This window comes from Croceibacterium xixiisoli (genome assembly GCF_009827305.1).
GTDB lineage: Bacteria > Pseudomonadota > Alphaproteobacteria > Sphingomonadales > Sphingomonadaceae > Croceibacterium_C > Croceibacterium_C xixiisoli.
In genome coordinates, this window is record NZ_WTYJ01000004.1 from 140,193 (window position 1) to 152,753 (window position 12,561).

Sequence of the window (12,561 nt, forward strand, 5' to 3'; positions counted from 1 at the left end):
ATGCGGAATTGCACATTATCGTGCCATGGATATACGCAAACGCATGACTGCGCCGATCGACTGGAGCCATTGGGAAACCTTCCTCGCCGTCATGCGCACGGGCACGCTGTCGGGCGCGGCGCGGCAGCTGCAGCTTGCCCAGCCGACGGTCGGCCGTCAGATCGCCGCGCTCGAACAATCGCTGGGGCAGGTGCTGTTCACCCGGTCGCGGCTGGGGCTCGAACCCACCTCGCTTGCCCTGGCGCTGCTGCCGCATGGGCAATCCATGCAGGTCGCGGCGGAGGCGCTGCAGCGCGTGTCATCGGGTGATATCGCCGGGGCCAGCGGCACGGTGCGGATCACCGCCAGCGAAGTGGGCGGGGTGGTGCTGCTGCCCCGCGCGCTGGCCTCGTTCCGCCATCTTTATCCCGACATCGCGATAGAGGTCAGTCTCAGCAATGATAATGAGGATCTGCTCCGGCGAGACGCCGATATCGCCCTGCGCATGGTGCGCCCGGTGCAGGATGCGATCGTCGCCAAATTCATCGGCCCGGTCGCGGTCGGCCTCTATGCCCATCGCAGCTATGCCGATCGCTGCGGCCTGCCGAACAGCGTGGCCGCGCTGTTCGATCACGCGCTGATCGGGCCGGACCGGGACCGGACCCGCCTCGCCGGCATCAGCCTGGCCGGTCGCCCGCTCTCGCGCGATGTCTTTTCCTTCCGCGTCGATGACGATGTGGCCCAACTCGCCGCCCTGCGCGCCGGGCTGGGCATCGGCGTGTGCCAGCAACGCATCGCGCAGCGTGACCCGGATCTGCTCCCGGTCCTGCCCGATGATCTGCGTTTCGATCTGGAACTGTGGCTGGCCATCCATGAAGACCAGCGCAACGTCCCCCGCGTGCGCCTGCTGTTCGATCATCTGCAGCAGGCGCTCCTGCCCTGGACCGGCACGCAGGGATGATCCTGCCTGGCTAGAGCAATTTCCAGGCAGGTGGAATCGCCCGCTGACTGGAAAACCGCTCTATGTCGCGCGTGACAGGATCATCAGCTCCCCGCAGGGCGCGCTCTGCAGTCCCGCCGCGCGCGCCTCGCGGCTGATGCTGTCCTGGTCCACGCACCAGCAGACATAGCTGGCCTGCTCCTCGCGCATCACGCGGCCGGCATATTCGGATCGATAGGTCATCGTCCATCGCTGGCGATTGCCGGGCAGGGCCTGTGCCGCGGCCGTGCCGCTATAGGTGATCCGCCCCACCTGCGCGGTGGCCATCGCGGCGGGGGGAATATCGATCGCCTGCTGCGCCTGCAGTTCGGCCACGATCCTGCCCCCCGGCACCAACCGTCCGGCCAGCGCCGCCCACAGCTGCGCGCGTTCTGCGGGGGAAAAATGCACCAGCGACGCGCTCAGCACCGCGCCGGCGATCCGATCGGGCAGCGGGGCGGACAGCGCATCCATCGGCAGGATGCTCACGCGCCGGCGCAGGTCCGGATCGTGCCAGATGCGCGTCATCAGCGCCGCCCGCATCGTCGCGTCGGGTTCGATCGCAAAGATCTCCGCCTCGGTCAGGGTGCGGGCGATCAGCGCCGTGGTCAGCCCCGTGCCCGCGCCGATATCCAGCACCGGCCCGCCCAGCGGGCCCAGCGGCGCGATGGCCTGCGCGATCCGGGCATCGACTTCGGCATGCGCCTGCGCCGCCAGCGGGTCATGGAATTGCCCGGTCACCGCATAGCCGTCCATCACAGCCGCCAGCTCAGGCCGATCCCGGCCACACGGCCACGCGCAATGGCTTCCCCTTCCACCCCGGGGCCATAGAGCACGCCGTTCAGCACCTGCCGCGTGTCGAACAGATTGCGGGCAAAGCCATAGATGTCGACCGGGCCGATCCCCGCGCCCACGCGCAGATCGACATTGTGATAGGCCGGCAGATCGAAACTGTTTGCGACATCGGCGGTGCGCCGGCCCGCATATTGGTGGCTGACGGAAAACAGCGGTTCGATCCCGCCGGGCAGCGATGCGCGATAATCGAGCGATATCGTGCTGCTGAACCCGGCGACATTGGGTACGCGGTTGTCGCGCGCCGCGCCCGATGCCGCATCCGCCTCGCCGATCCGGGCGTGGGTCCAGGCGATCCCGCCCGCCAGGGTCAGCTCCGGGGACAAGCGGATATTGCCCTGCGCCTCGATGCCGTAGCTGCGCGTATCAAGATTGGCCGGCACGAAGGTGAAGGATGCGAAATCGAGCGAAAACAGCTGCTCGTCGGTGACATCATTGTAGAATGCCGACAGGTCGAACTGCGCGCGCCCGTCCAGCAGGCTGGTCTTCAGTCCGGCCTCATAGGTCCAGGATGTCGATGGGGCATAGCTGCGGCTCGGCACCCCGGCGGTCGCATTCTGCCAGAACCGGGGGAAGCCGCCGCTCTTGGCCCCGCGCGCGACCGTGGCATAGAGGCTGGTGGCGTCCGTCAGCGCATAATGGGCCGCCGCCCGCCCGGTCCACAAATCGAACTGCCGCTCCTGCCGGTCGGCAAAAACCGCCACCGTGTCGGGGAAGCCATTGCCCGTGTACTGCGCGTCCAGCGCCTTGTCGTCGCGGGTGAAGCGGCCACCCAGGGTCAGCTTCAGGCGGGATGTGACCGGCGCCGTCGCTTCGCCGAACAGGGCGTATGAATCGATCGTCTGGCGGTCGCGCCGGCGCCCGTTCAGGAAGGGGGAGAAGGTGGATTCATTGCGCAGATCGACATCGAAGGTCGACCGGAAATAGCTTGCACCCAATGTCCAGGCGAACGGCGCATCACCTGCACTGCCGATCCGCGCCTCCTGATAGAACCGCCGCTCCCGCTCGTGCCAGTCCGAAAATGACAGCGGCGCGGCATAATCGGCCGGCGGCCGGCCGTTGAGCGGACCATAGATCAGCCCGTCGGTATCGTCGGTCAGCTGGTGATTGCGGAAACCGTTGAACGCGGTGACCAGCGTCAGCTGTGCCCATGACAAGGGCACCTCGGTTGTCAGGCTGGCGCCCCACAGCGTGCGCCGCACGCGCAGTTCGGGGTCCAGCTCCACCGCATCTTCGGCCTGCCCGCCGCGCACATAATAGAACGGGTCGCTCACCTGCCGGTCGATATTCGCCGCCAGCGTCAGCCGCGCGCCGCCCTCGCCGGTGGGGGTGAACACCAAACTGGTGCGCCCGGCATAGCTGTCACGGTCGCCCAGCCGGCCCCCGCCGGGCAGGCGGTTGGGCACGAACCCGTCGATGGTGGAAACCCGCGCGCTGATGCCTGCGGCCAGCCGGTCCGCGATCAGCGGCCCTGACAGCGACGCCTGGGCCAGGCCATATTCGTCCTCGCCCGCTTCGACGCGCAGCTGGGCCTGCAGCGTGTCGCCCGGCTGGCGGGTGACGATATTGATCGCGCCGCCCTGGCTGTTGCGGCCGAACAGCGTGCCCTGCGGCCCGCGCAGCACCTCGATCCGCTGCAGATCGACATAGGCGAATTCCGAGGCGAACACCGGCTGGGGTACGCCATCGACATAGGTGACGACGGACCCATCATCGGGGCTGATCGCCTGGCTCAGCGGCCCGGCGCCGCGCAGCTGGAAATAGGCGAAGCGCCCGTCATCGAAACTGGTGAGCGAGAGGCCGGGCACACGGCGGAACAGGCTCTGCGTGTCGTCGATCCGCTGGGTGGCGATCTGTTCGGCGCCCAGCACGGTCACGGCAAAGGGCACCTCGCGCACCGGTTCCTCGCGCAACCGTGCGGTCACCACGATCTCGCCCGCACCATCGCCTGTCCCGCTGCCCGCGCTTTGCGCCATGGCCGGGGCGAGGGGGATCATCGCCAGCACGGCCGATGACAGAAACAGAACCGAACGCATCGCAAACTCCCGCAAATCAGATGCCCGGCGCTGTAGGTCACCCGCCCACGATGCGTGTGCGGCGTGCCGGAGTATCAACCGTGCCTTGCGGGAGCCTTCGCCGAACGCAGCGTCTGGCTGGGCAGGATCGCGAAATGCCGGCGATAGGCATCGGCGAAGCAGCGCGGACATTCATAGCCGGCCAGCTGCGCCGTTGCGGCCACCGCCATCCCTTCCGCCAGATGCCCGGCCGCCCGCTCCATCCGCCGCTGCCGGACATGGCCGAACACCGTGGTGCCGAATGCCGCGCGGAAGGCGCGCTTCAGCTTGAAATCATTGATCCCCACGATCCGCGCCAGCGCCACGATGGTCGGCGGATCGTCGATATGCGCATCGAGATAGTCCCGAGCCGTCGCCATCTGCCGCGCGATTGCCGATCCCGCATGGCGCTCGACAGCGTCATCCCCGTCACCGGGAAGGCGCAATTGCGCGGCCAGCAGCCCCAGCGCGCAGGATTCCAGAAACAGCCTGCGGGCAATGCCGGCATAGCTGTTGGAAAACATGCTTTCCGCCTGCGCCGCCGCCGCCGCCGGGCTCAGCGAAGCCAGCCGGGCGATGGCCGATCCTTGCGAAGCGCCCCGCGCCATCGCCAGCAGCGGCGCCGCCTGCGCGCCGGCCTGCGCCAGCCAATCGGCCGCCAGCGCCGGGTCCAGCCGCAAGGACACGGTGCGAAAACCGCTGGCCGGCAGGCGGAAGGATGAACCCGCCCCCCGCGGGCCGGCCCCGGCCCAGACATCCAGCGCCCTTGTCTCGAACACATGGCCGTCCAGGTCGAAACGGCTGCCGGCCTTGAGGTGGAAGCCGATGCCGAACACATCCTCGGCTTCCTGATGGTGGAAAGCGCAGGACGCCGGCGTGGCCAGATCGCTCAGCACCAGCGTCATCCCCGGCCGAAGGTCGATCGCCTCCACCCGGTCCCGCAGCCCCTCGTCCCACTGCTGCCGCATCCGTCCATCTGGTTCGCGCACTGCCATCGTCGAATGATATAGTATATCATAGACACTGTGTCACGCGACCGAAGCGCCGCATCATTCCATCCGCTTTCCCGACCGCTTCCGTCTCATCACTCCGCAACAGCGGGAACCCGCACCGCTCCGCCGGCTTCTTGCCATGCCGCCCGCCACACCGGGCGCCGCATCCCGGAAAGGTTCAGCATGACTCTTGCAGGAAAGAATATCGCCATCCTCATCGCCCCGCGCGGGACGGAGGAACCCGAATTCGTGCAGCCGCGTCACGCGGTCGAACAGGCCGGGGCCACGGTCACCGTGCTCGGGCTGGAATCGGGCGAAGCGCAGACCAACAATGGCGATCTCGATCCTGGCGGCAGCTACGCCGTCGATCGGCTGGTCGCGGATGTGTCTGCCGATGAATTCGATGGGCTGATCATCCCCGGCGGCACCGTGGGGGCAGACAAATTGCGCGCCGATGACGATGTGATCGCGCTGGTCGCCGCCTTCATCAATGATGGCAAGCCGGTCGGCGCCATCTGCCACGGCCCGTGGCTGCTGGTGGAGGCTGACGCGGTGGAGGGGCGCTCGCTCACCTCCTATCCGACGCTCGAAACCGATATCCTCAATGCCGGCGGCCACTGGTCGGATGAAGAGGTAGTGGTCGATCAGGGCCTCGTCACCAGCCGAAACCCGGACGATCTGCCCGCCTTCTGCGCGAAGCTGGTGGAAGAATTCGCCGAAGGCCGCCACGAAGCCGCCTGAACCCGTTCGACAGCCGGGGCGCATCCGTCCCGGCTGTTGCTACCGCAGCTGGCTGTCCTTGCTGCCGCGCCGGTTGAACAGGTCGATCGAGGCCTTGCCATCCCGCCCGGTCTGGCACGGCACACAGGTCCGCGCCCCGGGCAGTGCCTTGCGCCGCGCGGCAGGAATTTCCTCCCCGCACTCCTCGCAATAGGCCAACCCCGCACCCGCCGCCGTCCGCGCACGCGCCAGTTCCACCGCATCGCGGACCGTATCGTCAATCTGATCCTGCACCGCGCCATCGCGCGTCCAGCCGCCAGCCATCACCTTCACCTGTCATGGTTCATCCCGAAAAAACGCCCCCACGCCCCGCATCGTTCCAGCGCGGGTCCCCCCGGCCAAAAACCACCGTCATGCCGGACTTGATCCGGCATCCATGTGGCCGTCGCCTCAGGTCTGGCATCGGCTTGCCACGGTGGCGTTGGCCAGGGCGATGTGGTGCTCTGCCTGCGTGATCCGTGGAAGCCGAGGCATGGATGCCGGATCAAGTCCGGCATGACGACGGAGGCAAACCCTTCACGCCTCGCTCCCGGACCCACCCCCGGACCCGTAGGGTCCGCAAGGCCGACCGGCCGCCCGCAGCGCCGCAGGCGCGAGGACCCTCAAACCAAACGGACCCGCAGGGTCCGCAAGGCCGACCGGCCGCCCGCAGCGCCGTAAGGCGCGAGGAAACCTCAAACAAACATCCTGCCCGCGCCGTCGCCTGAGGCCAAAACCCCGGACCCCCGGGTCCGCAAGGCCGACCGGCCGCCCGCAGCGCCGCAGGCGCGAGGAAACCCCAAAAACAAGAAGGAACCCAAAATCCCCCTGATCCGTTCTCAGGCGGCAGACCCGGTTCAGAGAGGATTCCCATGGCAACGAATGACGCCACCGGCACCAAGCCGCTCATCAGCGCCTTGGTGGATGACACCAGCGTCTATGGCGCGGACGGCCACAAGATCGGCACGCTCCACAGCTTCCACATCGAACGGTGGAAGGGGCAGGTCGAATACGCCGTGATCGCCACCGGCGGGCTGCTCGGCATCGGGCAAAGCTACCACCCGATCCCTTTCCGCCTGCTCAATGTGAACCAGGAAAAGGGCGGCTACACCATGGCGATCGACCGCGCGGTGCTGGACGGCGGGCCCAATTATCGCCCCGACAGCATGCCGCAATGGGACGCCGATTACGCCCAGCGCGTCTCGGCCTATTTCAACAGCCAGGCGCCAGGCGGTCAGGCCCTCTAACCGCAACGCGCCCCCCGAAAAACACCGTCATGCCGGACTTGATCCGGCATCCATGTGGCCGTCGCCTCAGGTCTGGCATCGGCTTGCCACGGTGGCGTTGGTCAGGGCGACGTAGCGCTCTGACTGCGTGATACGTGCAAGCCGAGGCATGGATACCGGATCAAGTCCGGCATGATGACAGAGGCAAACCCTTCACGCCTCGCTCCCGGACCCGCCCCCGGACCCGCCGGGTCCGCAAGGCCGACCGGCCGCCCGCAGCGCCGTAAGGCGCGAGGATAGCCAAGCGGCCCGGACGGGCCGCGCCGGCGCCTGAGGCCAAAACCTCCCGGACCCGCCGGGTCCGCAAGGCCGACCGGCCGCCCGCAGCGCCGCAGGCGCGAGGACCCTAAAACAAAAAGACCCCCCACCCTCAACGCAACCCGCGCTCATCCAGCGTCTTGCCGCGCAGCTCCAGTCCCAGCGTCCCGCGTACGCCCGCCGCCACCGCATCCTGCACGGCGGGCAGCATGTCGGGATTGGCCCGGGCCATCTCGGTATATTGCGCGATCAGGATAGCATGGATGATCATCGCCTCGGCCAGTTCCTGTTTCGTGGCATCATCGGCGGCGGCGAACTCCGGCGTGGCGATCATCGCGCGGGCCAGCTGATCGCGCAGCGCCTGCATCACCGGCGCGGGCGGATCGTCCGTCTCGCCGTTCAGCAACAGCCACGCATTGCCGAGATAGACCGCGCTGGCATCGGCCACATTGCTGGTGCTCAGCCCCATCGGTGCCATTTCCCGCTCGGCCGCCGCCATCACATCGGTGCTCCGCAGCGCCTGCGCCAGCTTTTCCGCGCCTTGGGGATCGGCCGCGCGGGATCGTTCCACGAAGCGGGCAAAATTCGCCTCCCGCACCGCTGGTGACGGGCGATAGGTCAATTGGCCCAGCGCCGCTGCCGGCACAGGTTCTGTCGTCGCGCTGAAGTTCTGCGCCAGATTGCCAGCCAAGGGATGGGCCGTGGCCCGCGCCCGGTCGGGCAGCGGATCGGCCTCGCCCTGGCGGATCGCCATCTCCCGGCTCTGTTCGATCACCGGGTCCATCGCCGCATCGCCGGTCAGCAGCCCCATGTCGAACACGCCGCTGATATCCTGCGCGGCCAGCGGCGGGGCCATGGCCATAACAGCCAGCGCGATCATCGGGGATAAGCGTTTCATGCCGGGCCTCTCCATCTGTTCGGCCCGGTTGCAGCATCGCGCGGCGACCGTTTGAAGACAATGGCGATAGCCGGACGGCGCGGCGGGGCAGGGCGTTGGGCAGGGCGCCACCCTCACGCTTCGCACCCCGGACCCGCCCCCGGACCCGCAGGGTCCGCAAGGCCGACCGGCCGCCCGCAGCGCCGCAAGGCGCGAGGAAACCCCAAAACAAACGGACCCGCCGGGTCCGCAAGGCCGACCGGCCGCCCGCAGCGCCGCAGGCGCGAGGATAGCCAAGCGGCCCGGATGGGCCGCGCCGGCGCCTGAGGCTTCATAACAAATTATCCCGACCGGCCGCCCGCAGCGGGGTAAGGCAAAAGCACCACCCCAACGCCTCGCACCCCGGACCCGCAGGGTCCGCAAGGCCGACCGGCCGCCCGCAGCGCCGTAGGCGCGAGGACCCCTCAACAAAAAAGGCCACCCCCCTCAAAGGCTGATCCGCGCCGAAACCCGCACCATCCGCGGCTGCCCGGGGAAGATCCACAAGGGGCTGTAGGAACTCTGCGCGTAGCGCGCGTCGAACAGATTGTCCGCCTCCGCCCGCAGGGTGAAGCGGGGGGAAAAGGCATATTCCACCGCCGCCTTGGCCTTGGCATAGCCAGGCAGGATCAGCCCGCTGCCATCGATCGCCCCAGCCCGGTCGCCGATGTAACTGACCCCGCCGCTCAGCGACAAACCGCGCCCTTCGGCATCCAGAAACCGCCCGAGCAGGAACAGCGTGCCGGCATGTTCGGGCACGTTCAGCACCTGCGCCGTGGCAAAGCTGGCATCGTCGGTCCGCGCATCGTTCCAGGCGTAATTGCCCACGATCTGCCAGCGCGATCCCAGCTTCAGCGCGGCATCCACCTCCACGCCCCGGCTTTTCAGGCTGCCGATCGGCGCCAGGAAATTGGGATCGGCCGGATCATTGGTCAGGATGCCGGCCTTGCGGATATCGAACCAGGTCACCGCCACATCCACCCCCGGCCAGGCACCGGAAAGCCCCAGCTCATAGCCCTTGCCGCGTTCGGGCGCGAAGCCCTGGCCGGCGCTGTCGGTGCCGGAATTCAGCAGGAAGCTTTCCCCCCAATTGCCATGCAGCGCGATGGCCGGGCTGATCTGGTACCGCGCGCCCAGGCGGAAATTCAGCGGCTCGCCAATGGCGCGCCCGGTTTCGCCGGTGCGGTTGTTGATGATCCGCTGGCGATAGGCATCGAACCGCAGCCCGCCCACCAGCGTCAGCCGCTCGGTCACATCCCACATGTCCTGCGCATAGAGCGTGCCGGACCAGCGGTTTTCCTGATTGTTGGTGAAGGGCAGCAACTCGGGCGGCTGCCCCCCATAAACGGGATCGAACACATCGATCGCATAGGGATTGTCCGCGCTCGGGTTCCGCCGCATCCAGCGTTCGGCATAATCGAGCAGATAGCCCTTGGCCCCCACGCTGATCCGATGCGCCCCGATCGTGCCGGCAATCTCCATCCGGGCGGACAGATCATCGACCACGAAATCGCGCGATCGGCGTTGGCGCCACAATGTCCGGTTGTCGATCAGGCGCGATTGATCGGATGAAAACCCCTTCAGCGATCCGGTGCGCCAGGCGATGCCGCCATTGATCGACCAGTCCCCGCCCAGTTCCGCCAGCGCGGTCAGCTGGTGGCGTTCGTTGCGGAACAGCGTCACCCCGTCATCCGGCTCTCCGTAAAAGGCGGATCGCGGCGCGCCATTGGCATCGCCATGGATGGCCGGCACCCCGCGATCGAACGGCGCATCGAACCGGGTGATTTCGCCCACATAGGTCAGGCTGACGGCATCGCTCGGCCGCCAGGTCAGCGACGGCGCCACCACCCGCCGCCGCAGAGACACATGATCGCGCCAGCCATCGCTGTTCTCCCCCGCCACCACCAGCCGCGCGGCCAGATTGCCGGTGATCGGCCCGGTCACGTCGATTTCGGCCCGCGCGGTGTCGAACGATCCATAGGTGAACACCGCGCTGGCCGCCGGGGTAAAGGCGGGCGTCTTGCTGACGATATTCACCCGCCCGGCCGGATCGATATCCCCGAACAGCGCGCCCGACGGCCCCTTCAGCAATTCGATCCGCTCCGCCGTGGCCGGATCGCGCGGCGGGCCCATGCCGCGATTGGCCAGGAACCCGTCGACATAATATTCCGCCCCGCCATCGGGCGTGCCCAGAAACCCGCGAATGGCAAAATTGTCGAGGAAACCGCCGCGATTGTTCTGATTGCTGACCCCGCTGACCAGCTCCAGCGCATCCGCCAACCGATAGGCCCCAGCCGCCGTCAGCAGATCCCGCTCGATCGACCGGCTGGATTGGGACATCGCCTCCGTCACCGGCCCCGAAGACAGCACGGGATCAGCCCGCGATTGCCGCGTACCCAGCACGACGATCTCATTCGTCGAAGCGGGGGAGGGGGCGGCGGAGGACGCAGCGTCACTCTCCTCCGCCAGAGCAGGGACGGCACAAAACAAGGTGGACGACAGCAAAGCCGCCGTAAGAACTTTCGCAGACAAGAAACACGGCCCGTTATGTTATGGTGTAACATGTCGTTGGTCATGCAAGCCGTCGTTTGTCAAGCCAGCCAGACCGAAGGTCACATTCCGTGCCAAGGCACCAGACCAAACCCTTCCCGCCTGCGGGGGGGGGCAGCGAGACTTGGTCCGCGTAGCGGGCCCTAGTCGCAGCGGGGTGGGCCAGCGCCACCCTTCGAAGTCCGCGAGAGCCAAGCCCCACCAACTCCCAACCCACCTGAGGAAAGAAGCGGGGCACCGTCACCCCAATCCCGCGCGCTCATTCATTGACCAGTAGGATTTGCCCACTTACATAGCCGGCAACAACACCCCCTAGGCCTAGAGCTTCGGCTTGCCCAATACCGGGGGGTTACTTTCAGGAGCCTCCTCGGGTAACCGGGGAGGCTCTATGCTTTACGACAAGCCGGCCACCACCATAGACGAACAGATCGTGCTGCTGGCGGAACGCGGCATGGGCGGTGATCAAGCGCTGATGCGCCGGTGGCTGGAGACAGTCGGCTACTATCGTCTGAGCGCCTATTGGCTGCCGGTCGAACTGCCGGCCGCAGAAGGACAGACCCGCACCAAGATATTTCAGCCGGGCACCATGTTCGAAGCCATCGTCGATATCTACGTCTTCGACCGAAAGCTGCGGCTGCTGGTCATGGAAGGCATTGAGCGGATCGAGATCGCCCTTCGTTCACGCTGGACCAACCGGCTGACGCTGGCCCATGGATCGCATGCCCATCTGGCTGTCAGCGTCTTCCAGTCAGGCTATGACCATATCGGCTTGCTGTCCGCGTTGGCGAACCGGGCGAAGGATAGCAACGAGGTCTTCGTCGAACATTATCGACAAAAATATGCCGAGCCCTTCATGCCGCCCTTGTGGATCGTGACCGAACTCATGACCTTCGGCGAGTTGTCGCGGTGGTTCGCGCTGACCAAGGACCTCAAGGTGAAATCGGCTGTCGCAAGGGATCTGGGATTGCCGAGCCGGGAGGTGCTGGAGGGCACGTTGCAACTCCTGTCCTACATCCGCAACATATGCGCGCATCATGGCCGTCTGTGGAACAGGCAAACCGTCAAGCGCCTGCCGAACATCAAGCGCTTCAAGGATGATCTGGTTGTCGTGGAAACGCGGACGAGCCAGGGCATCCAGGCTCAGCCCGCCAACTTCATCTACAATGCCCTGGTTGCGCTGGTGCACATGCTGCGTCACCAAAGTCCGGACACCAGCTTCGCGCAGCGGGTGACCGCGCTTGTCAAAACCCGTTCGCCCGACCAGCTCCGTGCCATGGGATTTCCAACCGATTGGCAGGCACGGCCATGCTGGTCAGCGTGATGGGTCGGCTTGATCAAAAATCCGGCTGAAATTATCGATACAAGAGTTCTGGGCACAGTTCTGGAGACACAATACTCAACTCACCATTGCGCTTCGGCTTCGGCTGCCACAATTAGGTATTATGTCCCCGGAACTCCGGTCAAAGTTTCGATCGAATGCCCACTAGGTTCTGAGCGCCACGTGCTTTGCAATCAGGTGCAGCCTGGTATGACTGTTCAGAATGAGGTGAAAACGGGAAAACGCCGAATAATCTATTATTTTCTATCTCCCTTTATGAAGATTATTGCCGAATCTGCTAGGGAGAGGTGATAGATAAGTTGAATGATTTTTTCTATTGAGGGGGATCGGGCAGTTATGTCAGATGATTTGATAGCGGGAATGGACGATGAAGACGCTCTCCGAGAATTTTTGGAATTATATGAAGTAATTCCTAATCCTGATAATTTTTTTTGGATATTTATTACATAGTGAAATTATTGATGTGTCTGAGCGTGCTCGAGTAGGTTTGTTTTTGCGCCTCACTTCCTTTCAGTATCTTGACAAGTATCGCGGATTAGATGGTTCTGATAGGGGTAGGTTTTTAAAGATATTTAATTATATAATAGATCAATCAAA

At 65.6% G+C, this 12,561-nt stretch carries 10 protein-coding genes; 4 read left to right on the forward strand and 6 right to left on the reverse strand.

The genetic code is table 11. The annotated features are described in order from the left end of the window. The first annotated feature begins 43 nt into the window (after positions 1-43). Complete coding sequence (locus GRI97_RS16620) at positions 44-940, forward strand: LysR family transcriptional regulator (RefSeq protein ID WP_161392343.1); 897 nt, start codon at positions 44-46, stop codon at positions 938-940. Positions 941-1,000: 60 nt separating this feature from the next. On the opposite strand, the gene GRI97_RS16625 is transcribed toward GRI97_RS16620, so the two are convergent. The 3 genes from GRI97_RS16625 to GRI97_RS16635 all read right to left on the reverse strand — a co-directional run bounded on the left by GRI97_RS16625 (position 1,001) and on the right by GRI97_RS16635 (position 4,859). Continuing rightward, the gene (locus GRI97_RS16625) at positions 1,001-1,714 is read right to left on the reverse strand and encodes a class I SAM-dependent methyltransferase (protein WP_161392344.1); all 714 of its coding nucleotides are present in this window, start codon (positions 1,712-1,714) and stop codon (positions 1,001-1,003) included. After that, positions 1,714-3,846: a TonB-dependent receptor gene (locus GRI97_RS16630; RefSeq protein ID WP_161392345.1), complete on the reverse strand. Its 2,133-nt coding sequence runs from the start codon at positions 3,844-3,846 to the stop codon at positions 1,714-1,716. Before GRI97_RS16630 ends, GRI97_RS16625 begins: the two co-directional genes overlap by 1 nt. Positions 3,847-3,920: 74 nt before the next feature. Beyond that, positions 3,921-4,859, reverse strand: coding sequence for a helix-turn-helix transcriptional regulator (locus GRI97_RS16635; RefSeq protein ID WP_161392346.1), 939 nt, complete (start codon positions 4,857-4,859; stop codon positions 3,921-3,923). A 180-nt stretch (positions 4,860-5,039) separates the two neighbouring features. On the opposite strand from GRI97_RS16635, the gene GRI97_RS16640 reads away from it, so the two are divergent. Then, positions 5,040-5,597, forward strand: a complete 558-nt coding sequence (locus GRI97_RS16640) for a type 1 glutamine amidotransferase domain-containing protein (RefSeq protein ID WP_161392347.1) — start codon at positions 5,040-5,042, stop codon at positions 5,595-5,597. A gap of 39 nt (positions 5,598-5,636) precedes the next feature. On the opposite strand, the gene GRI97_RS16645 is transcribed toward GRI97_RS16640, so the two are convergent. Next, on the reverse strand, positions 5,637-5,900 hold the full coding sequence (locus GRI97_RS16645; RefSeq protein WP_161392348.1) for a DksA/TraR family C4-type zinc finger protein: 264 nt from the start codon (positions 5,898-5,900) through the stop codon (positions 5,637-5,639). 587 nt (positions 5,901-6,487) lie between these two features. Here GRI97_RS16645 and GRI97_RS16650 point away from each other — a divergent pair. Continuing rightward, positions 6,488-6,862: a PRC-barrel domain-containing protein gene (locus GRI97_RS16650; protein WP_161392349.1), complete on the forward strand. Its 375-nt coding sequence runs from the start codon at positions 6,488-6,490 to the stop codon at positions 6,860-6,862. A 409-nt stretch (positions 6,863-7,271) separates the two neighbouring features. On the opposite strand, the gene GRI97_RS16655 is transcribed toward GRI97_RS16650, so the two are convergent. Together GRI97_RS16655 and GRI97_RS16660 are read right to left on the reverse strand one after the other, a co-directional pair. After that, complete coding sequence (locus GRI97_RS16655; protein ID WP_161392350.1) at positions 7,272-8,057, reverse strand: DUF6683 family protein; 786 nt, start codon at positions 8,055-8,057, stop codon at positions 7,272-7,274. 465 nt (positions 8,058-8,522) lie between these two features. After that, a complete protein-coding gene (locus GRI97_RS16660; protein WP_235917915.1) occupies positions 8,523-10,607 on the reverse strand; it encodes a TonB-dependent siderophore receptor in 2,085 nt (694 codons plus the stop codon). Between the two features lie 406 nt (positions 10,608-11,013). Between GRI97_RS16660 and GRI97_RS16665 the strand changes: the two genes are divergently transcribed. Continuing rightward, on the forward strand, positions 11,014-11,946 hold the full coding sequence (locus GRI97_RS16665) for an Abi family protein (protein WP_161392351.1): 933 nt from the start codon (positions 11,014-11,016) through the stop codon (positions 11,944-11,946). Positions 11,947-12,561 lie beyond the last annotated feature (615 nt).